This is a genomic window from Streptomyces sp. NPDC059355, from assembly GCF_042752335.1.
GTDB lineage: Bacteria > Actinomycetota > Actinomycetes > Streptomycetales > Streptomycetaceae > Streptomyces.
In genome coordinates this window covers 1-23,337 of record NZ_JBHYXN010000018.1, presented here as the reverse complement: position 1 = coordinate 23,337, position 23,337 = coordinate 1, and the positions used below count along the sequence as shown (strand labels likewise).

Here is a 23,337-nt window from a genome sequence, read left to right as displayed (position 1 = left end):
GGGGTCGTCGGGTGCTCGCCTCCTCAGCCTGTTTACTTTGGGGATGTCGCGACGTTGTGGCGGCAGCCCCCCCCCCGCGTGCCGCACTTCCGCACCCCCGCAACTGGGGTATTGCGGTCGAACCGCGGTCCGACCGGGTCAGATCAGGCCGAGGCGGATGGCCGCGGCCTCCGCGTCCACCGGGACGGTGGCCGGCTGCGGGGCGCCGGCGACGGCCCAGTCGGGGTCCTTGAGGCCGTTTCCGGTCACGGTGCACACGATCTGCTGGCCCGGGTCGACCAGCCCCAGCTCGGCGGCCTTGAGCAGGCCCGCCACGGACGCCGCCGAGGCGGGCTCGACGAAGACGCCCTCCTGCGCGGCCAACAGGCGGTAGGCGGCCAGGATCTGGCGGTCCGTCACCTCGTCGATGAAGCCGCCCGACTCGTCGCGCGCGGCGAGCGCGTAGTCCCACGAGGCCGGGTTGCCGATGCGGATCGCGGTGGCGATGGTGTGCGGTTCCTTGACGATCTCGCCGCGCACGATGGGCGCGGAGCCGGAGGCCTGGAAACCCCACACGCGGGGCGTACGGGAGGCCAGGCCATCGGCCTTGTACTCCTTGAAGCCCTTCCAGTACGCGGTGATGTTGCCGGCGTTGCCGACGGGCAGCACGTGGATGTCGGGGGCGTCGCCGAGCGCGTCGACGATCTCGAACGCGGCCGTCTTCTGGCCCTCGATGCGCACCGGGTTCACGGAATTGACCAGCGCGACCGGGTAGTTGTCGGACAGCGCGCGGGCCAGGTCCAGGCAGTCGTCGAAGTTGCCGTCCACCTGGAGGATCTTGGCGCCGTGCACGAGCGCCTGGCCCATCTTGCCGAGCGCGATCTTGCCGCGGGGCACGAGGACGGCCGAGACCATGCCGGCACGCACCGCGTACGCGGCGGCGGAGGCCGAGGTGTTGCCCGTGGAGGCGCAGATGACGGCCTTGGCGCCGTCCTCCTTGGCCTTGGTGATCGCCATGGTCATGCCGCGGTCCTTGAAGGACCCGGTGGGGTTCGCGCCCTCGACCTTGAGGTGGACCTCGCAGCCGGTGCGCTCGGAGAGCACCTGCGCGGGGACGAGGGGAGTGCCACCCTCGCGGAGCGTGACCACGGGAGTCGTGTCCGTCACCGGCAGGCGGTCCCGGTACTCCTCGATGATGCCGCGCCACTGGTGGGTGCGATTGCTGCTCATGGGTCCTTACTCCCCTTCAACACGCATGATGCTGGCGACACCGCGCACGGTGTCCAGCTTCCGCAGTGCCTCGACGGTCCCGGAGAGGGCGGCGTCGGGCGCGCGGTGGGTGACGACGACGAGGGAGGCCTCGCCGTCCTTGCCCTGCTGGCGGACGGTGTCGATGGAGACACCGTGCTCCGCGAACGTCGTCGCCACCTGGGCGAGGACGCCCGGCTTGTCGGCCACATCGAGGCTGATGTGGTACCGCGTGACGACGTCGCCCATGGGGCTGACCGGCAGCTGGGTGTAGGCCGACTCGCCGGGCCCCGTTGCCTCGGCGAGCTTGTTGCGGCAGACGGCGACGAGGTCGCCCAGGACCGCCGACGCGGTCGGCGAACCGCCCGCGCCGGGCCCGTAGAACATGAGCTGCCCGGCGGCCTCCGCCTCGACGAAGACGGCGTTGTACGCCTCGCGGACGGAGGCGAGCGGGTGGGTCAGCGGGATCATCGCCGGATGCACGCGGGCGGTGACGGACTCGCCGTCGGCGGCGCGCTCCAGGATCGCGAGGAGCTTGATGGTGCAGCCCATGCGCTTGGCGGAGGCGAAGTCGGCGGCGCTGACCTCGGTCATGCCCTCGCGGTAGACGTCGTCGAGGCGGACCCGGGTGTGGAAGGCGATGCCCGCCAGGATCGCGGCCTTGGCGGCGGCGTCGTAGCCCTCGACGTCGGCGGTGGGGTCGGCCTCGGCGTACCCGAGGGCGGTGGCCTCGTCGAGCGCCTCCTGGTACCCGGCGCCGGTGGAGTCCATCTTGTCGAGGATGAAGTTCGTCGTGCCGTTGACGATGCCCATGACCCGGTTGATCTTGTCGCCGGCGAGGGACTCGCGCATCGGGCGGACCAGCGGGATGGCGCCGGCGACGGCGGCCTCGTAGTACAGGTCCAGCCCGCCCGCCTCGGCTGCGGCGTGCAGCGCGGCGCCGTCCTGGGCGAGCAGCGCCTTGTTCGCCGAGACGACGGAGATGCCGTGCTCGAAGGCGGTGGTGATGAGGGTGCGGGCGGGCTCGATGCCGCCGATGACCTCGATCGCGATGTCGATGTCACCGCGTTTGAGGAGGGCGGTCGCATCGGTGGTGACCAGGGCGGGGTCGATGCCCTCGCGCACCTTGGAGGGGCGGCGCACGGCCACGCCGGCGAGCTCGACGGGCGCGCCGATCCTCTGCGTGAGGTCGTCGGCGTGCGTCGTCATGATGCGCGCCACCTCTGAGCCGACCACTCCACAGCCCAGCAGCGCCACCTTCAGCGGACGCGTACGCATCATTCGACCTACGCCTTTCGGTCTTCCATCACCACCCGGCGCGCGGGTTGCGCGCCAGGTCTCAACCAGTCTCACTCAATGGACAGGACTTTCCATCCTCGGTCCATTGAGTGAGACACCTATCGGCACCTATTTTGGGGGTATGGGGGCTTCCCCCAGAAATAACCGGATCATCCGAGGTCGAGACGCAGGAGATCTTCCTCCGTCTCGCGCCGGACGATCACCCGCGCCTGGCCGTCGCGCACCGCGACGACGGGCGGGCGGAGCGCGTGGTTGTAGTTGCTGGCCATGGAGCGGCAGTACGCCCCCGTGGCGGGTACGGCGAGGAGGTCCCCCGGGGCCAGGTCGGCCGGCAGGAAGGCGTCCTTCACCACGATGTCACCGCTCTCGCAGTGCTTGCCGACGACGCGGACGAGCATGGGCTCGGCGTCGGAGACGCGGGAGACGAGGGTGACGGCGTACTCGGCGTCGTAGAGGGCGGTGCGGATGTTGTCCGACATGCCGCCGTCGACGGAGACGTACGTGCGCAGCCCTTCGAGCGGCTTGATCGTGCCGACCTCGTAGAGGGTGAAGGCGGTGGGGCCGACGATGGCGCGACCGGGCTCGACGGAGATGCGGGGCGCGCGCAGGCCGGCGGACTCGCACTCCCGGGCGACGATCTCGTGCAGGGCCTTGGCGATCTCGTGGGGCTCGCGCGGGTCGTCGGAGGCGGTGTACGCGATGCCGAGGCCGCCGCCGAGGTCGATCTCGGGGAGCTCGACGCCGTGCTCGTCCCGTACGGCGGCCAGCAGCCGCACCACGCGCTTCGCGGAGACCTCGAAGCCGGCCATGTCGAAGATCTGCGAGCCGATGTGGGAGTGGACGCCGAGCAGCTCGAGGCTGTCGTGCCCGAGGGCGCGCCGTACGGCCTCGGCGGCGGAGCCGTCGGCGACGGCGATGCCGAACTTCTGGTCCTCGTGCGCGGTGGCGATGAACTCGTGCGTGTGCGCTTCGACGCCGACGGTCACGCGGATCTGGACGGGCTGGCGTACGCCCAGCTCACGGGCGATGTGCGCGACGCGGGCGATCTCCTGGAAGGAGTCGAGGACGATCCGGCCGACGCCGGCGGTGACGGCCCGGGTGATCTCGGCCGCGGACTTGTTGTTCCCGTGGAAGGCGATCCGCTCGGCGGGCATGCCGGCGGCGAGGGCGGTGGTCAGCTCGCCGCCGGAGCAGACGTCGAGGTTGAGCCCTTCTTCCCGCAGCCACTTCACGACGGCCTTGGAGAGGAACGCCTTGCCCGCGTAGAACACGTCGGCGTCGGGTCCGAAGGCGTGCGCCCAGGCGCGGCACCGGGCCCGGAAGTCCTCTTCGTCGAGGAAGTAGGCGGGCGTCCCGAACTCCTCGGCGAGCGCGGTGACGGGCATGCCGCCCACGGTCACCACCCCGTCGCCGTCCCGCCGTACGGTGCGGGCCCAGACCTTCTCGTCGAGCGCGTTGAGGTCGGCGGGCGGCGGGGAGTAGTGGCCCTCGGGCAGGACGTCGGCGTGGCGGGGCCCGGCGGGGTGCGCGGAACGGCTCATCGGTATCTCTCTTCGCAGATCACAGGCAGTCAGGTGCGTCTATGCCGAGAAGGGCCAGGCCGCCGGCCAGCACCGTCCCGGCGGCTTCGGCAAGAGCCAGCCGGGCGCGGTGGGCGGCCGAGGGTTTCTCGTCCCCCTCGGGCAGGACGCAGTGCTGAAAATCGAGCAGTTCGTCGGCGACGCGTACGAGGAACCGGACGAGCTGCTCCGGCGCCCGCCGATGCGCGGCGGCTTCCAGTACGAGGGGGTACTCGGCGATCAGGCGCAGCAGTTCGGGGGCGCCGGGCGCGTCGGTCTCGCCGGGCTCGGCGCCGAAGCCGAGGCGGGCGGCGCCGCGGCCGAGGGCCTTGGCGCGGGCGTCTGCGTACCGCACGAGGAAGAACTCGCTGGACTCGTCCTGGACCAGGAGTCCGGCCCCGAACTGGGGGGTCTCGCGGGCCGGAACGGCGAGCACGGCCCAGCCGGCGGCATCGCGCCCGTAGGCCGCGACCACGTCCCCGTCGCGGCGCGCGACGGGCGCGACGCCGGGCGGCGCGCCGCCGTCTCCCCGTCCCTGGCTGCGCAGCATGCGTACGACGGCCTCGTGGACGGCGCGCCGGCGGAACTCGGCGGTGCGGGCCCAGCAGAAGGGCTCCGTCTCGACGGCGTCGTCCGCGTACCCGTAGCGCGGTCCGCGCGACAGCACTTCGCGGACGAGGTCGGCGGCGGCGCGGGGGGCGAGGGTGAAGTTCAGGAAGCCGGCGCCCGTGATCTCCACGCGCTCGATCCCGGGCTCCGCGGCCAGGCCTTCGGCGATCACCCGGGCGACCTCTGCGGGGGGCCGGCGGGCGGCCCGGGCGACCTGGAACGCGACGGGGGTGGCGTAGTCGCCCACTCCCCCGGGCCTGGTCCGCTCGATGACGACCCGCTCGGGCACGTCCGCCGCGGCCGGCAGCTCCCCGTCCTCGACGGCGCGGCGCACGGCGCGTGCGACGGTGCTGGAGAGGTCGGCGGGGGTCACGGGACCAGCCTAGGGGAGAAGCCCGCCCATCCCGCGAACGGTTTCGCCATGTGAACAGGTGCCCGGCGCTACTCTCTCCCCCGCCCGGCCGGCGCGCCCTTCCGCTCGCGCCGGTCCTTGCGCTCGACGAGCCGGCGTACGACCCGTACGAGCTCGGCGGGCTCGAAGGGTTTGGCGAGGAAGGCATCTACCGCAGTCTCGATCCCGGCCTCCACCTCGTACTGCGTACAGGCGCTCACGATGGCGAGGGGCAGATGCCGCGTCCGCGGATCGGCGCGCAGCTGCACGGCGGTCGCGAACCCGTCCAAACGGGGCATGACCACATCAAGGGTGATCACATCGGGACACACGTCGTGCACGATGTCCAGGCACTCGACACCATCGTTCGCGGTCACGACCTCGAAGCCCTCCAGCTCGAGATTGACCTTGATCAGCTGCCGGATGACCTTGTTGTCGTCGACAACAAGCACCCGGCCCGAGGCGCCTGGCACAACTCGAGAGTAGGTTGCCCTAAGCCCCCGCGTCCGGGTTTTTGCCACTTCCACCCCCTCCGAGCGACCCGCGCCCCGAACCCCCGTAATCGGTTCCTGATCACCCCGCGGAAGCTGGTAGTGTTCAACCCGTCGCCGCAACGCGAGCGACGCGCCCCCGTAGCTCAGGGGATAGAGCAACGGCCTCCGGAGCCGTGTGCGCAGGTTCGAATCCTGCCGGGGGCACTTCGCAAGGACCAGCGAGAACACCCGCTGACCAGCGCAAGTGCCAAAGAAGAAGCCCCGAACTCAGTCCCACTGAGTCCGGGGCTTTCTCGTTGTCTCTCACTGTTCTCGCGTGAGTGGTGCGTGAGCGAGCAGCCGAACCCGCCGTCACGGCCGTCGACGCCGGCGAGCGCTCAGCACACAACCCTGTTGCGGCACCCCCTCCGCGCGGGGCATCGTCCACTACTCCACGAGCAACGAGGGGGCCCGCCTTGCCCACGAGGGAAGAAGTTGTCAGCGCAGGAGTCGCGCAGGACGCCAACTACATGGGTCGGGTCTTGGGTGCGCTCTCCGATCCGCGACAGGCGAAGCTGGCCGGCGTGGCCTCCCTCTGCATGACACCCTTCTTCTCCCTCGTCATCCATGAGGCTCGCGCAAAGATCGACATGATCACACCCTCCCCGCCCCTGGACTTCTCGGCGGAAGCAGCGGAGGTTTGCGCCCGCTCCCGTAATAGCCTGAAGCTGTTTGAAGATAATCAGCGTTGGGTTGCTGGGCAGCTCGAATTCTATCGAAACGAGATCATCGGAACCCACGCGGATCACTTCCTGGGAAATACTTGGCTTCGACTTGCGAGGTTCCTCGAAGTCGACCTAAGCCTCTTCACTTACGGCGACGCCTTGGTCTGCACCAACCATTCAGCCGCCTTCCATCTCGGGATTGAACCGAAGCTCCTCTTCGCGGAGAACGGCGAGGCCTACGTCAGGTCGATCATGCAGCAGATGGGCCGCTGCCTAGGCGCCTTGGGGGCATCGACCGACGCGGAGGGCCCAAAGACGTTCGTGAGCCACGCGACAGGAAGGATGCTAAACGATTCGGAGGTCAGGGCAGATAAATACTACCGGCGCGTCTTCGGCGGAAACGAAGCACCCACGCTCAATAGCCTCCTGACGGTCTGCCAGGCGAAGGTGAACTTCGTAACCTCTCTACTGGTCACAGGATCCAATCCCCTCGACCTCGAATACAGCGTATTCAAGATCCGCTACGTCACGCTCTACCATGTGCTGGCAAGCCTCACTCGGCTCGGCAATGACCCAGATCAGAGACTCTCCGATTCTTCGAGGTCCGCCCTGGAACGAATTACCGGAGCACCCGAGGCAGTAGCCATAACGGACGGGGCAACTAGGGGCTTCCGAAACACCCTGGTGCACTACGACCCCAGATCGACAGCGTCGTCCCTAGACATTGCGGAACCGCTCTTCGGTCTCGTCCCTGTCTACTTCCCGGAGCATGACTACGGTTCGCTCAGCGCGCTGGTCGACCGGTGCGCGCACGCCACGGCTCGGGGGCTTAACGACTGGGCGGAATCTCGCTGAGGTGAGATGGAGCGAGTTCCTCCATCCCACCTCAGCAGGGCCTCAGACCCAGCCCATCGTCTGTTCGATCTTCCTGTTGTTGTCCTCCTCGCTGTCGTCGAGGCAGCCGGCGTAGTTGCGGTGGATGACCTCCGGGGAGTTGCCCGCCCGGCGGGCCACCTCGGCCACGGGCAGGCCGGCGCGGAGCCAGTTGGTGATGCACGTCGACCGGAGGTCGTACGGGCGCCGTGCGAGGGGCGAAGCCGCCTTGTCCGGCGGCAGGGCCAGTTCCCTGGCCTCCTGCCAGACACGCCAGTAGCTGGAGCTGCCGAGGACTCCCCCGCGCTCGTTGGAGAAGAGCCGCCCGTCCGGCGCCGTGCCGAACTCCGCCACATGTGCACGCAGGAGGGCCACCAGGACCGGCGGGATCGGCACCGGCCGGTCCTTGTCCGCCTCGCGGGACTTCAGGCCGCGCCGGTCGTGGCGTTCTCCTGAATCCGTCCATTTCCGACCCGAGACCGGGCGGGTCTCTTTCAAGGTCAGCATTCCCCACCCTGATTCGGGGAGATGGCATTGCGGGAGAGTGAGCCCCACCGCCTCCGCCGGCCTGGTCGCCGAATAGAGCATGCAGGCGAAAAACGCGATGAGCCTGCGCCCCCTGTTCCGGTGGACCGAGCCGACGTATGAGACAGCAGTGAGCAGTTGGCGCCCCTGTAGCTCGTTCACGAGAACGCGTGGATCCACGACTCCACTGCCGGCAGTCGCAGGCCGCTTCACGCCCGCGAGGGGATTTCGCTGGAGGTAGCCCTCCTGGATGGCGTACTCCATGGCCGTGTTGAAGCCGCGGCGACGGCGTTTGTAGGTCTCCGCGGCCGCCGGGGAGTCGTCCAGCTTGAAGGCGAGCCGGTAGTGGACGTCACGAACCACGCGGGTGTCCTGGAGCGCGGACAGCGGGAGGGACTTCTCCGCGAGCCATCGGGCCGCGGCGCGAAGCTCTGGTGGCGGGTCCTGCTCCGCATGGCTCGGGACGACGGCCCAGCGGACGGCGAGCCGTACATCTTCAGGTCGCGGAGCTTTGCTGCCCTCCCCCGCCATGGCGATAGCGACGGTGGCGAGGCTGTCCGCCAGTCCTTCCCTGGTCTTGGCCGCCGCGGTACGCCACCGAACGGCCATGTACTCACGGGAGAACGCCCACCAGTTCAGGTCCCCCTTCTCCGATTTCTTCTCGGCCTGGGCCCTGAGTTCCGAGACGGGAAGTCCAGAGTCCACACCGAATGCCTCGCCGCAGGTCATCGCATGACGCAATTGGGAACGGCGACTGTCCGCGAGAGTGAACGTGGCGAAGCTGGCCGTTTTCACGCGGCCGTCAACTGTCCATCGGAGCTGGTAAGGAGCCCTTTTGCTCCTGATCTGCATGATTTTCCAGAGCCGCACATTGGTGGAGAGCTCTTCGGTGAAGAGACCACCCGGGCGCCCACTCCCGTGGGCCCCCGAGTCGTCACCGGAACTGCGGTGGATCACGCGGCATCCTCCCGCGCGGAAAGCCAGCGCTCGTACTCGGAGCGGCGGAATCGCAGGTCCCCGTTGGGGAGCTTGATCGGGCGGGGAGCCTTCCCCAGTTGCAGCCATCGGTAGAAGGTCGAGGGCGCGACCCTCAGATCGGCGATGACCTCTTTGACGGTCATCTTGTCGTGCACGGCACGCGCGCTCACTGAGATGCCCCTTCGGTATCGGTCGGACCGGACACCCCGGACAGCTCACGTTTTGACTGTCCGGGTGTTTTCCGCAGGTCAGATCGGTCGGCCGGACAGTCGGACAGCTGGGACACCTCCGGCGTGAGGTGTGTCCGGGCCTCGGTGTCCGGGAAGTAGCGGCCGCCGGCGTCCTTGGTGAGCTGGCCGTCCGCGGCCATGCGGGAGCAGGTGCGGCGGACGGTGTCGGCGTCCACGCCGGGGAGGCCGTCGGCGATCTCTCGCGGTCTGGCCCCGGGCTGAGCCCGGACGTACCGGAGGATCGCCGCCCGTGTGTCTCCGACGGTGTGGTCGGAAGCGGGCCCGTCGAGGAGCTTCCAGGCCCCGGATGCCTCCTGGAACTGGAGCGCGTACTCGGCTTCGTTCACGTCGCGGCCGGTGACGTGGAGGATGCCATCGGCTTGGCCGCGGGCGCGCTTGAGTACGAGCGTCGCGTCCGCGGCGCCGGCGATCCCGTTGGTCCCCGAGACCTCGGTGAGGAAATCCTCCGAGGCAGCCTTGCGGACGTGGTGGACCAGGACGACGGCGATGCCGTAATGGTCGGCGAGCCGCTTCGCGTAGCCGACGGCCACGTAATCGGCGTCGTACGCGGACACACCCTGAAGGGCCTGCCCCCGCATCTTGGCGAAGACGTCGATGACGACCATCCGGGCATCCGGATTGCGCTCCAGCCACTGGGCGATGGCCTCGCTGCCGCCCTGGGGGAAGGGCGGGCACTCGGTTACGAGCGTGAGCCCGGCGGGCGCGGCGCGGCCGCCCAAGAGCTTTCCCATGCGGGTCTGCAGGCGGCGGGGCGTGTCCTCCAAAGCGAGGTACAGGACCGGTCCACCCTGGACGGGCACGGTGTCGAAGGCATGCCCGCCGGCGGCGACGGAGAGGCCGAGCCCGAGGGAGAGCCAGGACTTTCCGACCTTGGGCGGTCCGGCGAGGAGGCTGACACCCTCGGCGAGGATGCCGGGCACGGCCCACTTCGGTTCGGGGAACTCCGTCGCCATGAGCTGATCGGCGGTCCAGGCGGTCCGCGGCCTCTCGCGCTTCGGCGGCCCCGCCTGATCTGCCCTGGGCTGCTCGCTCGGTACGGAGTAGAGGTGCAGCGGCGGGATCGGATTGGCGGTCATGCAGCGGCCCCCACGTCGGCGAAACCACGGGCGACGGCGCGCTCGGCATAGCGCTCGGGTACGCCCACGGCGACGGCGGCCGCCACGAGCTGTTCCCGTACGGGACCGAGGGCGCACGGGCCAGGGCAGTTGGCGTGCTGGGCGGCCAGGAATCGAGCGACCCCGAATGTCTGACCTCCGGCCCCGGACTCGCGCTTGGCAGCGATCAAGGCGAGCCCTCGGGCCAGGCCCTCACTGATGAAGGTCGCGTTGTGCTGGCAGCCACCGGCGACGTCCCGGTTGAAGCTGGTCGGGCCGGGGACGGAAGAGACCACCCGCCCGCGGGCGGAGGTGGCCTCTTCCCTCGCGAACAGGGCGCGGACGGCATCCGGCAGGCGGACCATGGTGCCGGTGCCGGGCCCGAGCCAGCGGGCGTAGGCCATGGAGGACTTCAGGTCCACTCCGGGACGCACCGCGTTGTGCGAGGCCATGGCACCGAGGTAGATCCAGTGCTGTCCTCGAGTGCTGGACACTGCGCGCGTGGCAGGGAGGGCGTTGTGGGCCCAGGCGACTGCCTCCAGGCTGTCCAGGTCCACCACGGTCAGGCCGGCGCCGCCCGGGTGGTAGCCGACCGATCCCGCCTGCCGCCACGCCCATCCCCACGCCCCAGAGGTCAGGGTCTCAGGGTCGGTGGTGGCGGCGGCCCATCCGTGGCAGGGCCGCACGCACCGGCAGGGGCCGGGCGTCTTCATGACGGGTCGGCCGCCGCACGCGTTCTCGCGGCAGGCACGGCAGTTGGCCACGGGCCGCTTGTCGCGGCTGAGCGGCAGAACGGGCACCCCACGCGCGGCGAGGTCGAGGGCGATGTGCAGGCATCCGACGTAGGCGCTCATGCGGCCACCCGCCAGCTCCACGGCCAGCCGTGGCGCGAGGGCTGGTGCTTGCCCCGGTGCGCAACGGGCTTGAGGTAGGTCATGCTTGAGGTCTCCTGTCTGTCTTCGGATAGGCGGGGAGGGCCGCGGCGGCGGGCGACCTTGCTGGGGAGTCCCGCCGCCGCGGCGTATCTACTTGGTGGGGCCGGACGGGAGTCCGGCGCGGGTGAGGGCCTCAGGGTCGAAGCCGGGCAACATCGCGCGGGTGGTCATGGCCTCGGCGAGGGCCGTGGCGTACGTGGAGGCCTCGCGAGCCACCTCGATCTGCGTGTGCGCACGCAGGATCTCGACGCGTTCGACGTGGGCGTGCTCCTCACGACGTGCGGCAGTGTGCCGGTCGTGGGCGAGGGATTCGCGGCGGTCGGTGCGCCAGTACCGGTTGGCGAGGCTGTAGGCGACGGTGGTGGCCAGGGCCCACAGCAACAGCGGCAGGGACAGACCGTCCGCGTACCCCGCGACCCCGGCGAGGGCGAGGCCACCGGAGAGTGCGAACGCGGTTCCCGCGAGCGCCGCGTCACCGGTACGGCCCGCGGATGCCAGCCCGCCGGCCGCTGCCGCCCCGAGGGCGAGCACGGTCATGAGCGCGGCGTTCCCGGTGCTGTGCTCGGCGCCGTTGGCGTTCCACATCCGGCCCAGGGTCAGGACCGTGGTGGTGGCCAGTGCCGGGACGGCCTTGGGCGCGAGTTTGACGGCCCAGTGCTGGTAGGTGATCGGCTCGTACATCGGGGTTCTCCTTCCTAGTTGGCGAGGTCGGTGAGGGCCTGGGCAGTGGACTTCACGACGTTCGTGATGGGCTCGTACGCGCCGGTGCCGGCGGCGAAGAAGCCGAAGAGGAACAGGACGACTGCGGCACCGGCGCCGGCAGCCTTGGTGCGGACGGCGAAGTAGGACCCGGCGCCGAAGAGCAGGACAGCGGAGATGGTGAAGATCATTCGAGTACCTCCGTGGGTGGGTCAGCGCGTGCCGGCGTGGTGGATGCGGACGGCGCGGTTGTAGAGCCAGCGGCCGAGTCGGATGCGCTTGCCGTGGCCGTCGCAGCGGCGGCAGTGCTTGCCCCGCTTGAGGCGGCCCTTGCGGTCGGTGGTCATGGCGAAGCCGAAGCCGCGGCACTTGCGGCAGGTCCCGAGCGGCGAGACCGCGCACAAGCCTGCATAACCGAGAGTGATGGCGAGTAGGCAGGCGATAGCGAGCAGGGCAGGGGTCATGAAAGCCCTCCCAGGCCAAATTCAGGGGTTTTCGCAGGTGGGCTGCTATGCGCTAGCGACCTGATCAGGTGCGGTTTGAGGTGCTAGCGGGGGTGCTACCGGTAGCAGGTTGGCCTGCTACCGGTAGCAGCGATTCGGGGCTACGCAGCACCGGGATTTTCACTACGCTCCGCAATCGCCTTCGCGAGGTCGGCGCGGACGATGCCACGGCGGGTGGTGCGCTGTCCTTCGTCGGTGGTGCCGGCGACGTCGACGGTCCTGATGCCGTGGGGCTTGAGGGCGCTGGTGACGTTCTCGCCCTTCCAACCGCCGTAGACCTCGGGCCGCAGGTCGGCGAGGCGGGCGGCGATCCGCTCGTTCCAGACCCGCTTCTCCGCCGCCGGGACGACGGCGAGGATGTCGGCGAGCAGGTCATACGAGGGGCCCGTCACTGCCTCAGGAGCCTCGCCGAGGGCGTGGCCGGTGAGGAGTCCCGCCTTGTCGCGGACGGTTCGGGCGCGGGCCGCGATGACTTCGGCGCCGGGGGCGTCGATGTAGGTGGAGGCCACGATCCGGGCGTCGGCACCCTCACCCATGAAGTAGTGGATGCCCTTGTCGCCCCAAGCGAACATCGTGGCTCGCACGCCGCGCTTGTAGGAGGAGGTGCCCAAGACCATGTCGTTCTCGGTCTGGCCCATGACCTTCAGGCACCAGCGGGCCGAGGCGTTCGCTGAGATGCCGGTGGGCAGGGACTTCGCGTCCGGCCGCTGCGTGGCCAGCAGCAGCACGATCCCCGTTGCCGGTCCACGCTTGACCAGGTCGGTGGCGATCTCCTCGAACTCCTTCCCGTGCTCGGCGTGCTCGAACAGCACCTGACACTCGTCCACCCCGACCACGATCGGGTGCAGCCCCAGCGACCGCTTGTCGGCGAGACCGCTGGTGACCTTGTTCTCCGGGCAGATGTCCCGCGGCAGGGAGCGGATCACCTTCACCCGCCGCCGCAGCTCCTCCCGCAGCGCGCGGAAGTCCGTGAGCGTGTAGGCGATGGACTCGTCGTCGTCGCCCGCGGCGTGGCGGTGGGAGACGGCGTTGCCGACCGGGTCGAGGTCGCCGGTGCCCTTCATGTCGTAGGTGTGCAGCTCCGCCCGCGGGTCCAGCGCGGCGATCAGCAGGAGCAGACGGAGGAGGAAGGTCTTGCCCATGCGGGGGATCGCGCCGATCACACCGGCGATGAACATCAGGGTGACTTCCACCCAGCGACCGCGCTGGTCGGTGCCGTAGGCCACGGGCTTGAAGAGGTCCACCACGCCCGAGGTGAGCAAGGGCCACTTGGGCTTGGTGGCCTTGGTCATGTCCTGGTCGCCCACCCAGAGAACGAGGTGGCCGGTGTGCTCGTCGGGGACGGCCTCGGGCCAGACGCACCCGAGCGGCCGGCGCAGGCCGGAGGCGAGCTTGTCGCGGCGCTCGATCACGTCCGTCACAGTCACGCCGTACGGAAGGTCCCCCTCGGCCCGCCAGCCGGGGCCGTCGCGGGTGATGGGAGCGGTGAAGGTGAAGCCGTCCCGGCCCTTCGCCTGCGCCTGACTGATCGGCGCGATACCCAGGGCGCCGAGGGCGCGCAGGACGATGTCGGAGGTGAGCCTGGGTGCCTTGGTCATCTCCACAGCCCTGTGGACGACCGGGGCGTCGGCCTGTCCGCCGGTCGCGCCGAGGGCGAGCAACAGCGCGCCCAGGGAGACAGCCTGGAGCCAGCCGGGGGCCAGTACGTACAGGGCGAGCGCGGCCCCTAACCCGACCAGGCTGGCGAGGGCGGCGACCAGGATGCGCAGGCGTACGCGGCCGTCGCGCTGGCGGGAGAGCTTGAGGTACTCGCCGACGTCCTCGCGCCGGACGGCGGCCAGTCGGACCGGCTCGCCCTCGCGGTCGGCCACCCACCGCAGCGTTCCGCCGGCGAACCGGACGGCCCCGCGCGGCGCTTGGAGCGTGAAGCGCCCGGCGTAGACCGGGGCGCGCAATGCGTGGTAGCCGGCGAGGTGGGCGTAGTGCCGGGCCACCCAGCTGGCCGCCGTCTTCAGCTCTGCCGTCGACCGCAGCCATGCGGGGACGATCGCCCGCCGCTTGGCCCCGGCCAGTCGGCCGAGGTAGCCGGGCGCAGCGACGTCCGGGCCGTCGACCAACCGTCGGGCCGACAGGTCGCCCGACCCCAAGGGGGGCGAGTCGGCGGCCGGTCCGGTGGCGGAGTCGGGCGACTCGGCGCGGGCGGAGCGCGCCTTGTCGAGGTCGACCACGTCGGCGCCGAAGTCGACCGCCATGTCGGCTTCGAGTTGGGAGAAGAGTTCGTTCTCGTCGTCGGGGTGTTTCACTGAGGGTCCTTCTCTCGGGAGGGATTGCGGGACCCGGCCGCTGCTTTGGTCGGTTGAGACCGGGTCCCGCTGTGGCGAGTTATGCGGCGCGCTGTTCGTCGGGGTAGGCGCACGTCACGCACACCCCGAGCGAGGGCGGGATGACGTATCCGGCGTCGGTGCGGCAGGTCGGGCACGTGCGGCGGGCCAGCATCGCCAGGGCGAGGGCGTCCCACTTGCGGGACGTCATCGGCCGGACGGGCTTGGCCCAGTCGACCCGGTAGAGGTAGGCCACCAGCGGCTCGCGGCGGAACCGCGGGCGCAGGAGCTGTGCGGCGACCGGTTGGCCGCCCGGTCGTAGCCCCGCAGTTCGCAGCTGCCGCCGGGTTGCCAGACCCTCCGGGGCATAGCGCCATGGGTAGGTCGGTATCCCGTACGTCGCTCCGGTCGGGTCAAAGCATTCGGAGAGCGTGAGCGCGCTCATCAGGCCGCCGCCGCGGTCGTGTCGGTGCGGGCGCCTCGTCGGCCGGAGCGGCGCCCTGCGACCGTGGCGAACAGCCGCCCCAGGCCGGCGCGCTTGATGCCGGCGCGGGCCTGCTTGGCCGCGTACATCGCCTCATCAGCCCGGCCGAGGAGTTCGGCGAGCCCATCGGCAGGGAAGTCCGCTACCCGTACCCACCCGAGCGAGACCGTCGTACGGACGTCTGCGCGGTGAGGGTCGGCGGGTCGGGCAAGGACGGCGTGGAGGGCAGCGAAGAGGTCTTCGGCGGTGCCGTGCGGGTCAGGGACGACGGCGGCGAACTCATCGCCACCGAGGCGTCCGGCAACCCCGGCCGCACCGACGTAGTGGGCCAGCCGGTCCGCAGTCGCCTTCAGCAGGGCGTCACCGGCAGCGTGGCCGTGGCGGTCGTTGATTTGCTTGAAGTCGTCCACGTCCGCCAGGAGCACGACCGCCCGCTCGTCGCGGAGCAGGGCGGAAGCGCGGCGGGTGAAGCCGTCCCGGGTCAACAGCCCGGTGAGTGGGTCGCGGCGGGCGGTGTGCAGGCGCCGGCGCAGCCAGAGAACGTGTCCGGACCAGCCGGCGGCGACGGGTAAGGCTCCCGCCAGGGTGGTGACCAGGGTGTTCATGCTGCGACCTCCTCGGCCACCTCGGCGGTCGTCTCGTTCTCGGGCAGGGTCAGGGCATCGGCAGCGGCGCGGTCGGTGAGGAGCTGGTCCCGCAGAGCCCGGGAGCTGGCGGCCGAGCAGTGAAGATGCGTCCGGATCGCCTCGGCATTGATCGCGCTGTCAGGCCACGCCACCGTGATCTCGCGCGCCTCGGCCAACAGCTCCTCAGCGGTCCTAAGCGGCTTCCTGGCCTTGGCCCGAGGGCGGGCGGTCCGCTTGCGCGGCGCTTGGGGCGCCCCCTGCTCCTCCGGCTCGGATGACGGCACCGGTGACGCGGGCGGCTCGGGCGCCGCCCTGTCGCTCTCGGGGGCGAGCTCCCCCAGGCGGAGCAGGACGCGTTCGCGGCGCGGGGTCTTCGATCGCCACCGCCACCCGTACTCCTCGCGCAGGTCGGCGCGAGCGAGCTGGCGCTCCTTCTCCCGCCCGAGCGCATCGGCGTAAGAGGTGATCTCCCACAGGGTCATCCGCCGCCACAGGGAGAAGGTGGAAGGGAAGGCGAGCAGCCAGCGGGAAGCGCGGATCTTGTCCATCCGGCGGCCGGTGACGGCGCCGATGCGGACGGCGTAGATGTGGGCGCCGATCTCGGAGAAGACCACCCACAGCAGAGGCATCGTGCCGTGCGCGACCTTGGCCCACAGCCCTTGTCCGGCCGCGATGTTCAGCCCACACGTGATCAGCGTGAGCGCCCACGGCACGAACCGGACCCACACCAGAGCCATGTCCATCCGGATCAGCAGCAAGTTGGCCACCGTGAACACCGGGATCGCGGTGTCGATGCCGACCGGGAGCATCCATGGTTCGCCGAATCCCCACCGCCCGGCTGCGGCCGAGACCGCGTCGAACGAGGAGATCAGCCCCAGTGCCCCGACACCGGCCGCGGCCAGAGCCCCGGTACCGGCAAGGCCCAGCTCCGGACGGGTCAGCGGCGGTACCGCCGACCGTTCCGCCATGGTCAGGGTGGTCATCGCGCACCCCCGGCGGCCGGAGGGTTCGCCAGCCCCGCCAGGCGGGCGGCGTCGTCCCCGATCAGCTCGTCGTGCGCTTCCAGGGCGTGAGCCACCGCGGTGATGCCCGGCCAGAGCAGGGCAACGGACCGGGCGGCGATGGCCTGCACCACAGCCCAGGACTTCCCGCCGGCAGGGGTGTGGTCACGACCGAGAAGAAAGCCCCACTGAGCGAGAACGTCGACGGCGAGCTCGCGGTCGTGCACTGCCTCTAACGCGGCAGCGCGCTTCGGCGTCCACAGCCCCTGCTCGCGCAGGAAGTGAACCTGTGCGGCCTCGCCGGCGGCGCACTGGGCGGCGAAGCGCCACGGACGGATGCCGCTCGCGTTCCAGCTCGTCGAGCCGGTCACCAGCGTGCCTTGGTGCGGGTCCTGCCAGGTGAAGAGGGTGACCCGCTCGGCGTGCATCCCGTACGCGATGCCGAGGACGGCGTGTCCGGCCTCGTGGAAAGCCATGGCGGACCGAATCTCGCCCTCGGCCAGGTCCATGCCCTGGGTCGGGCGCGGCTGGCCGGTGTGGTCGAGGAGGTCCTCCGGCTCGGGGGTCAGATGGCTCATGCCGCTGCCCCCTTGCGGGAGTGGGCGCGGCGACGCGCGCCGACCGGGGGCCGGCCGATCGGGATGACGTTGAACAGCTCCGGCGCGTAAGCCTCGATCACCTCGGCGGCGACCCGGCTGACGTCGTCCGGCAGGGTGGGGTTCTCGGCGAGGATGTCGCGGGCCGCGTCGAGCCGGGCCGCACGCTCCTCCTCGCTCTCGCCCTCCACCCCGAGCCACAGCTCAACCGGGGTGCCAAGGGCAAGTTCCACGAAGTCGTTCGCGCTGACGGCCTCTTGGCCGCCGATGAACGTACGCATAGGTGCTCTCCACAAATCGGAGGGGCAGGGAGGGCCACGACGGCGGGCGACCTTGCTGGGGAGTCCCGCCGCGCGACGCAGGCAGTGCAGGTCAGGGCACATGAAGCGCCCCGTTCAAGCATGAGATACATGCTTGAACATGTATCTCACGATGATGCGTCCAGCTACGGCTGTCAAGGCCTTCGCTGTTTCGAGCCGCCCTTCGGCGTGACATCAGATTGCCGCCGAGGCCCGGGACGAAGTGACCACGTCCCTGGACGACTTGGGACGTCCTGGATAGCGTTCGGGGAGTTCAGTACGTCCCTGGACGTCCCTAGGAGCTGGCATGGCGAACGAGCGGTTACGGTCGGCGATGCTCACGCACGGCGTCACGGTCGAAGCCATGGCCGAACATGTCGGCGTGGACCCCAAGACGGTGGAGCGGTGGATCTCCCAGGGGCGCGCCCCATACCGGCGCCACCGCCTCGCGATAGCCGCTCACCTGCGTGAGGACGAGGCGTACCTCTGGCCGAACGGACTCCCTGACGGCCAGCGCAAAGACGCGGCTGACGCCGAGGTCCTCAAGGTCTATCCGCACCGCTCGTACGTCCCGCCGGAACTGTGGTTGCAGCTCTTCGGCCGGGCAGAGCGAGAGATCGGCGTACTCGTCCACGCCGGCGTGTTCCTCGCCGAGAATCCGCGGTGGCCCCAGCTACTCCGGCTGAAAGCGGCCTCCGGTGTCCGCGCACGCATCCTGCTGGGTGATCCCGAGAGCCCTGAGATCCAGCGACGTGGGCAGGAGGAGGAGATCGGGGAAGGCGTCGCCTACAAGGTTCGCGAGGTCATGAAGCTCTACCGCCCGCTCTACTCAGTGCCGGGAGTCGAGTTTCGGATGCACCGGTCCACGCTCCACAACTCCCTGTACCGCTCGGATGACGAGTGGCTGGTCAACACCCAGGTCTACGGCGTCAGCGCGCCGATGGCCCCCGTCCTGCGCCTGCGCCGCGTGGCCGGGGCCGAGCTGGTGTCGACGTACCAGCAGAGCTTCGAGAAGGTGTGGGAGGAAGCCGTCCCCTTCGAAAGGCCCTCATGAGCCGCCGTACCGACTACTTCGACGATCCCGCAGCCCCGAAGGCCAACAGCATCGTGCCGGCGGTGACTGCCTTCGTGGTGAACGACGCTGGTGACGTCCTCCTCGAACGGCGCTCCGACAACGGCCGTTGGGGCATGCCGGGCGGCGTCCAGGAGGTCGGCGAGAACATCGCGGGGACGGTCGTCCGCGAGGTCTTGGAGGAAACTGGCATTCACGTGGAGGTGGTGGGCCTGGTCGGCATCTTCACCGACCCGGGCCACGTCATCGCTTTCGCGGACGGCGAGGTACGCCAGGAGTTCTCACTCTGCTTCCGCGCCCGGCCGGTCGGCGGGGAGATCAGGGTGAGCTCGGAATCGTTCGCGGTGCGATGGGTTCCGCGGGCGGAGCTGGAGTCCCTGGACGTCTCCCCCACCACGCGCCGGCGTTTGGAGGAGGGCTTCCGCGACGCGGCGGCCCCGGTGATCAGCTGAGCCGCGCGGCGACGGCCTCAGCCTGCCGCTCCCGCACCCGGGCCACCCGTTCCAGAAGTTCCGGCTTGGCAGCCGAAACCGCCCTGAAGACGACATGCTCCGGCCCGTATCGCTCCAGCACCTCCGAGAGCCTGCGGATCGGGTCAACGAGCTCGCCGACCGGGCTACTGGTCAGATCGCAATACGTGATCGCGTCCACGAGAGCCGGTTCGGCAGGGCCGAACTCGCCGAGCGCATCCTCAAGCCCAAGCTCCGATGCCTCCCACGGCGAGGAGGTGTGAAAGGCCACGATGCTGCAAAGCCGCGGGTCAGCGCCGACCACGTCGCGCAGGTACCGGGCTCCATCGATCATGTGCTGTCCGGTGTCCACAGCGGACCGGGCATAGCCAACGTCGTGCGCAATGGCAGCAGCGGCCAGAAGCTCAGCATCAGCCCCGAGAGAGGGCACCAAGGTAAGGGCCTGGGCGTAGACCCTCTGGGAGTGGGCCCACCGCCGAGGCAGATCCTCGGCAAGCAGCGACTCCGCAAGGTCGTAAGCCCACTTGCCCAACTGCATATCCAGCGCCTCCGAAGAATGTCCGCGTTCAGGAAGGAGAACTGACGAAGCGCCCTACCCCGTGCCGGGCTTCGACATGCCCCGACGTTTCCAGCTCACGCACCGCGCGGCGGACGGTCCCACGCGCGACGGCGTACAGCTCGGCCAGCTGCGCCTCGCTCGGCAGCTTGGACCCGGCTGGCAGAGCACCACTGTGAATCTGATTCAGCAGATCGTTCGCAATCCGCTCGTACGGCGCTGCATCGCTGCCGCCAGCCAGCATGCGTCCAATCCCGGCAACGGCCTTGACGTCTCCGGCCTCTTCGAGGGCCCGCAGCGCCCGCCGCACGGTCGTCCGCGCTACGCCGAACTCCCGCCCGATCTCAGCCTCGGAAGGCAGGCCTTCCTCGTAGGTCCCTGCGGCGATCCGCTCGCGCAACACCTGAGCGATCACCTGAAACGTCCCACGCGGGCTGACGCTCGGCACACACACCTCCTTCAACCAGGTCGCGTTCCAGCTTCGCACGCCCAACCCCACCGATGGAGTGTCCCGGCTGTCCTACTGTCCAGTTGAGGCCCTGAACAGCGAAGATGACCCGGACAGCCAACTGGATGGCTGTCCGGGCTGTCCGGGTCACGACGAGAACGGGAAGCCTAGGTTCGCCTTAACACGATCCCGGGCACCGACTAGCTCGGCCTGTTGGCCGCGGGCAACGCTGAGGGGCCCTCGGGGTTCTCAGGCCTGGCTTCCGAGGTGGCCGGAGCGTGCATAGCACGCATCAGGCACTCAAGATCACTCACTGACACGTTCCAACGCAGATGGCTGACCAAAGCGACAATGAAGATCAGCAGGCGCGGAAGGATCAGTGCACCACCCAGCATGATCACGGACGCAAGTGAAGGCATGGCAAAGAACCCCCTATGGGATCCTGTACCGCGCCCATCCGGATACAAGCAGCTTCGGTCGCAACGACTCGGGCAGTGCATGGAGTTGTAGCTCAGTAGCTTATCATCCCGCGAAGTCCTGAGGGACCCCTTCATCAAGGGCTGCCATCAACCGGTAACACGGGTAGCGATGCTCGCCGCAGCGGCAGAGCCAACTCCAGTAGGGCTCATAGCGAACCCCTTCCACCGTAACCACTTTCTGACGCAGGCGCGGCTCCAGGATTGCCATTCCCTGCAAATCAAAATAAGTTGCCTTTAGGTACGCCAGGCGCCGCCCAGTTTCACCTTTAAAGGTCTCGCAAAGCCTTTCATAGAACTCCCAGTCAGTCGACTCGGTTATCCACGGATCTCGCAAGCGAAGCGCCTCATACGCGGCCGGATTGACACGCCACTCCTTAAGCGCATCAACATTCTTGAACCTTCCCTCTTTATGTTCTGGATTAACACCAGCCACGCGAGGGACCACGATGGGACGCAAGGACGTGGGATAGACGTGAGCAAGAATGTGACCCCTTTTCCTGCAACGCACCGTAAGGGAGATCCTCCCTCGGAACAGGCGTGTTGCTTTCGAGTCAAGCCCACGACTTAGAAGCTCCAGGACCGTTTTACCCTCGATCTCCCTACGTTCGAACCGCTCTTCAATAGAGGGAAGGAGGAGCTCGCCGCGCTCCAGGCGGCGGCGACGACTCTCGGAGCTTTCTTGGATTTCTATCTCAAGCGAATCTCGCCACCCTTCGACTCTATTGTTATCAGCCCGCCAGCGTTCAAGATTCATGATCACCTCTATCGACAGCTGGAGGCCTTTAGGACCCCAGAGCCCTTCTCACTCCATTAACCCTCAGCCATTCACTCACTTGCATCTTGTCGCTGACCAGCGCAGCGACATCATCCCCATCCAGAGCGAAAATAATACCCCCGGTTTCCTGGAAAGATTTAAGCCGTTCCAAGAATGGTCGGGTGAATCCTCCAAGCGACACAAAAATGCCGATTTTACAGAGCGCACCGCGATCCCGCACCTTAGATTCGAAGACACGCAATTCAGGAACTCCAGCCCGAGATTTCCAGTTCTTGCACTCGATGAGAATCAACGGACTCCCTTGGGAGGACCAGAAAGGATCTCTCAGTCCGTTACTGACCAGGACATCGATCTCTTCTTCTGAGGTTCGGAAGTTCTTCTCAATTACGCGAAGCTCAGGCTCTTCGGTCCGCAGCAGCGACTCCACCAGTCCCTCAAGGGCATCCCCCCTCACCTTGGTCGTTTGAGATCCAGATTGATTCATTACTCGAATCTGCCCCAGCAGTTCCGCTGCTCGCGCAAACCAGAACTCTCGACTCAAACTACCGTCGAATGCCGACAGAACACCGAAAAGGCGACCGAGGGACCGTGCAGTCCCAGCCAGCACCTGTGCGGTTCCGGTCCAGTAATCGGCGGCATACTTCTTCGCATCAGCCTCATTTCCCGCCATACACTGGTCCGCCGCATCATCCGACAAGTCGAACTCTACAACGGCATCCGGGTCAAGGCAGCTGAGATACACGCAGATGATCAGTGGCCAGGCCAGGAGCGGAGCATCCAGCCGAAGGTAGAGAAGCGACTCAACTGCTCGTGATACTTCTGCCGCTCCCTTCATGCCCAGCTTTCGCATCTCACGGTACGAACTGAATGACAACTCAAATGGATGCGGAACCTCGTCGTCATAGTTGAGGGCGTCAAGAATACTGACGCTTTCTCCATCTACCTGACGGGTGAGCAGTTCTTGCAAATAGCGGAGATCGACCTCGGGAGGAACGCGGGTAAATTCCTCAACTCGCTTTACCGCATCCACAGGTCCTAGCTGCTCTTCCAAGCTCTCCGACATGACGCTCGCCGTCCCGGCTCCGCGTTCCATGCGCACAGCTGAGTAGGCCGCCACGGCGGCGTTCCAACCGAGGCCGGCAGCCTCCAGAGTGAGGAGGACTTCTCTAACACTTGCTCTGAACTTCACCGCGTACTGCCCCTGGGCGTCGCCCGAGTCGGGCTCAACCACTAGCTGGTCGTACCGAAAGAGGAGTCGCGGAAGCTCGCTTGCATGCTTGCGCCACGAAAATGTGCAACGGTCACCAATCGTCAAGTACGTGTCGTACCCCACGGGCCCTCCCGCATTGCTGTCCCTCAGGTCCCCAGGCGATCGCTCACGCACTACGCCCCGGCAGTTCAGTAACGACCCTAGAGCCGCGCGCGAGTGAGTAGTGCGTGAACCAGCAGATCGAGTGCGTGCATCTAACCGTTCTCCCAGGTCACCCTTCTTGCCAGACGGGCGCAAGGCGTGCCCTCCGGAGCCGTGTGCGCAGGTTCGAATCCTGCCGGGGGCACTTCGCAGGAAGTGCCCAAAGACCCCGCCATCAGCGCCTTCGCTGAGACGGGGTCTTCGCGTATGCGCAGCCAACTGCCGCCCTGTGTACCTGTTGCCAGGCGCGCTCGGTGGGGTCGATGCCGGCGCTGAGTCATCTCGACAGCGCCGAGTGCCGCAGGTCGCACGGCCTCTGGGCCAGGAACGGGGCAGCCGCTTCCATCCCTCACCGACAGGCCTCCGGCGGGGGTGCGCCGCAGGCGGGTGCCGGGGCAACGGGTGATGGTGGCAGCGCGGCTCGAGGAATGGCTACGCGGGCCAGCCGTCGAAGACTCCGCTGCCCTGAAAGTCGAGCTCATAGCCGGCCAAGACCACCGCTTTATGACCTTTGCCGGAAATTCCGGGGCCGGACACACGCTCGACAGTGGCCCGTGGGGGCTCTAGTAGGGCTTGGTCAGGTTGGGGTTGGTGTGGGTATGTCGCGGTGGCAGGTGGGGCAGGCGCCGGTCCATGTTGCGAGGAGGGTCTGTAGCTC

Annotated in this window: 25 protein-coding genes and 1 tRNA gene; 4 read left to right on the top strand and 22 right to left on the bottom strand. The window is 68.5% G+C overall.

Features of this window, described 5'->3' with window-relative positions; genetic code table 11:
• Positions 1 to 138: 138 nt before the first annotated feature.
• The 5 genes from thrC to ACFXGI_RS18695 form a co-directional block, all read right to left on the bottom strand.
• Complete coding sequence (gene thrC, locus ACFXGI_RS18715; protein ID WP_384707507.1) at positions 139 to 1,209, bottom strand: threonine synthase; 1,071 nt, start codon at positions 1,207 to 1,209, stop codon at positions 139 to 141.
• Positions 1,210 to 1,215: 6 nt separating this feature from the next.
• Positions 1,216 to 2,505: a homoserine dehydrogenase gene (locus ACFXGI_RS18710; RefSeq protein ID WP_384707755.1), complete on the bottom strand. Its 1,290-nt coding sequence runs from the start codon at positions 2,503 to 2,505 to the stop codon at positions 1,216 to 1,218.
• A gap of 170 nt (positions 2,506 to 2,675) precedes the next feature.
• Positions 2,676 to 4,067 (bottom strand): diaminopimelate decarboxylase, encoded by a 1,392-nt coding sequence (lysA, locus tag ACFXGI_RS18705; protein WP_384707504.1) that lies wholly within the window; start codon positions 4,065 to 4,067, stop codon positions 2,676 to 2,678.
• 19 nt (positions 4,068 to 4,086) lie between these two features.
• On the bottom strand, positions 4,087 to 5,067 hold the full coding sequence (gene nrtL, locus ACFXGI_RS18700; protein WP_384707501.1) for an ArgS-related anticodon-binding protein NrtL: 981 nt from the start codon (positions 5,065 to 5,067) through the stop codon (positions 4,087 to 4,089).
• Positions 5,068 to 5,135: 68 nt separating this feature from the next.
• The gene (locus ACFXGI_RS18695; protein ID WP_384707498.1) at positions 5,136 to 5,606 is read right to left on the bottom strand and encodes a response regulator; all 471 of its coding nucleotides are present in this window, start codon (positions 5,604 to 5,606) and stop codon (positions 5,136 to 5,138) included.
• 105 nt (positions 5,607 to 5,711) lie between these two features.
• Here ACFXGI_RS18695 and ACFXGI_RS18690 point away from each other — a divergent pair.
• A tRNA-Arg gene (locus ACFXGI_RS18690) sits at positions 5,712 to 5,783 on the top strand.
• A 251-nt stretch (positions 5,784 to 6,034) separates the two neighbouring features.
• Positions 6,035 to 7,138, top strand: a complete 1,104-nt coding sequence (locus ACFXGI_RS18685) for a hypothetical protein (RefSeq protein WP_384707495.1) — start codon at positions 6,035 to 6,037, stop codon at positions 7,136 to 7,138.
• Between the two features lie 42 nt (positions 7,139 to 7,180).
• On the opposite strand, the gene ACFXGI_RS18680 is transcribed toward ACFXGI_RS18685, so the two are convergent.
• From ACFXGI_RS18680 to ACFXGI_RS18620, 13 genes are all read right to left on the bottom strand, one after another.
• Complete coding sequence (locus ACFXGI_RS18680) at positions 7,181 to 8,386, bottom strand: tyrosine-type recombinase/integrase (RefSeq protein ID WP_384707492.1); 1,206 nt, start codon at positions 8,384 to 8,386, stop codon at positions 7,181 to 7,183.
• A gap of 248 nt (positions 8,387 to 8,634) precedes the next feature.
• Positions 8,635 to 8,829, bottom strand: coding sequence for a helix-turn-helix domain-containing protein (locus tag ACFXGI_RS18675; RefSeq protein WP_366452051.1), 195 nt, complete (start codon positions 8,827 to 8,829; stop codon positions 8,635 to 8,637).
• Positions 8,826 to 9,986: an AAA family ATPase gene (locus ACFXGI_RS18670; RefSeq protein WP_384707489.1), complete on the bottom strand. Its 1,161-nt coding sequence runs from the start codon at positions 9,984 to 9,986 to the stop codon at positions 8,826 to 8,828. Before ACFXGI_RS18670 ends, ACFXGI_RS18675 begins: the two co-directional genes overlap by 4 nt.
• Complete coding sequence (locus ACFXGI_RS18665; RefSeq protein WP_384707486.1) at positions 9,983 to 10,858, bottom strand: bifunctional DNA primase/polymerase; 876 nt, start codon at positions 10,856 to 10,858, stop codon at positions 9,983 to 9,985. Before ACFXGI_RS18665 ends, ACFXGI_RS18670 begins: the two co-directional genes overlap by 4 nt.
• Before the next feature lie 171 nt (positions 10,859 to 11,029).
• The gene (locus tag ACFXGI_RS18660; RefSeq protein WP_384707483.1) at positions 11,030 to 11,620 is read right to left on the bottom strand and encodes a hypothetical protein; all 591 of its coding nucleotides are present in this window, start codon (positions 11,618 to 11,620) and stop codon (positions 11,030 to 11,032) included.
• A gap of 14 nt (positions 11,621 to 11,634) precedes the next feature.
• A complete protein-coding gene (locus tag ACFXGI_RS18655) occupies positions 11,635 to 11,829 on the bottom strand; it encodes a hypothetical protein (protein ID WP_351298496.1) in 195 nt (64 codons plus the stop codon).
• A gap of 21 nt (positions 11,830 to 11,850) precedes the next feature.
• Positions 11,851 to 12,102 carry a hypothetical protein gene (locus tag ACFXGI_RS18650; protein ID WP_384707480.1) on the bottom strand — a complete coding sequence of 84 codons (252 nt, stop codon included), beginning with the start codon at positions 12,100 to 12,102 and terminating at the stop codon, positions 11,851 to 11,853.
• A 140-nt stretch (positions 12,103 to 12,242) separates the two neighbouring features.
• Complete coding sequence (locus ACFXGI_RS18645) at positions 12,243 to 14,444, bottom strand: cell division protein FtsK (protein WP_384707477.1); 2,202 nt, start codon at positions 14,442 to 14,444, stop codon at positions 12,243 to 12,245.
• A gap of 79 nt (positions 14,445 to 14,523) precedes the next feature.
• Complete coding sequence (locus ACFXGI_RS18640; RefSeq protein WP_384707475.1) at positions 14,524 to 14,907, bottom strand: RRQRL motif-containing zinc-binding protein; 384 nt, start codon at positions 14,905 to 14,907, stop codon at positions 14,524 to 14,526.
• The gene (locus ACFXGI_RS18635) at positions 14,907 to 15,551 is read right to left on the bottom strand and encodes a GGDEF domain-containing protein (RefSeq protein WP_384707471.1); all 645 of its coding nucleotides are present in this window, start codon (positions 15,549 to 15,551) and stop codon (positions 14,907 to 14,909) included. Before ACFXGI_RS18635 ends, ACFXGI_RS18640 begins: the two co-directional genes overlap by 1 nt.
• Positions 15,548 to 16,555, bottom strand: coding sequence for a DUF2637 domain-containing protein (locus tag ACFXGI_RS18630; RefSeq protein WP_384707468.1), 1,008 nt, complete (start codon positions 16,553 to 16,555; stop codon positions 15,548 to 15,550). The genes ACFXGI_RS18635 and ACFXGI_RS18630 overlap by 4 nt, the downstream gene beginning before the upstream one ends.
• Positions 16,552 to 17,151 carry a hypothetical protein gene (locus tag ACFXGI_RS18625; protein ID WP_384707465.1) on the bottom strand — a complete coding sequence of 200 codons (600 nt, stop codon included), beginning with the start codon at positions 17,149 to 17,151 and terminating at the stop codon, positions 16,552 to 16,554. Before ACFXGI_RS18625 ends, ACFXGI_RS18630 begins: the two co-directional genes overlap by 4 nt.
• Positions 17,148 to 17,450: a hypothetical protein gene (locus ACFXGI_RS18620; RefSeq protein WP_384707462.1), complete on the bottom strand. Its 303-nt coding sequence runs from the start codon at positions 17,448 to 17,450 to the stop codon at positions 17,148 to 17,150. Before ACFXGI_RS18620 ends, ACFXGI_RS18625 begins: the two co-directional genes overlap by 4 nt.
• A gap of 325 nt (positions 17,451 to 17,775) precedes the next feature.
• Between ACFXGI_RS18620 and ACFXGI_RS18615 the strand changes: the two genes are divergently transcribed.
• Both ACFXGI_RS18615 and ACFXGI_RS18610 read left to right on the top strand, forming a co-directional pair.
• The gene (locus ACFXGI_RS18615) at positions 17,776 to 18,522 is read left to right on the top strand and encodes a helix-turn-helix domain-containing protein (RefSeq protein WP_384707459.1); all 747 of its coding nucleotides are present in this window, start codon (positions 17,776 to 17,778) and stop codon (positions 18,520 to 18,522) included.
• Complete coding sequence (locus ACFXGI_RS18610) at positions 18,519 to 18,992, top strand: NUDIX domain-containing protein (RefSeq protein ID WP_384707456.1); 474 nt, start codon at positions 18,519 to 18,521, stop codon at positions 18,990 to 18,992. The genes ACFXGI_RS18615 and ACFXGI_RS18610 overlap by 4 nt, the downstream gene beginning before the upstream one ends.
• On the opposite strand, the gene ACFXGI_RS18605 is transcribed toward ACFXGI_RS18610, so the two are convergent.
• The 4 genes from ACFXGI_RS18605 to ACFXGI_RS18590 all read right to left on the bottom strand — a co-directional run bounded on the left by ACFXGI_RS18605 (position 18,985) and on the right by ACFXGI_RS18590 (position 22,457).
• Positions 18,985 to 19,548 (bottom strand): HD domain-containing protein, encoded by a 564-nt coding sequence (locus tag ACFXGI_RS18605; RefSeq protein ID WP_384707453.1) that lies wholly within the window; start codon positions 19,546 to 19,548, stop codon positions 18,985 to 18,987. The two genes, ACFXGI_RS18610 and ACFXGI_RS18605, sit on opposite strands and share 8 nt — an antisense overlap.
• A gap of 28 nt (positions 19,549 to 19,576) precedes the next feature.
• Complete coding sequence (locus ACFXGI_RS18600) at positions 19,577 to 20,014, bottom strand: GntR family transcriptional regulator (protein WP_384707450.1); 438 nt, start codon at positions 20,012 to 20,014, stop codon at positions 19,577 to 19,579.
• Positions 20,015 to 20,536: 522 nt separating this feature from the next.
• Positions 20,537 to 21,247 (bottom strand): hypothetical protein, encoded by a 711-nt coding sequence (locus tag ACFXGI_RS18595; protein WP_384707447.1) that lies wholly within the window; start codon positions 21,245 to 21,247, stop codon positions 20,537 to 20,539.
• Positions 21,248 to 21,275: 28 nt separating this feature from the next.
• The gene (locus tag ACFXGI_RS18590) at positions 21,276 to 22,457 is read right to left on the bottom strand and encodes a restriction endonuclease (protein ID WP_384707444.1); all 1,182 of its coding nucleotides are present in this window, start codon (positions 22,455 to 22,457) and stop codon (positions 21,276 to 21,278) included.
• Positions 22,458 to 23,337 lie beyond the last annotated feature (880 nt).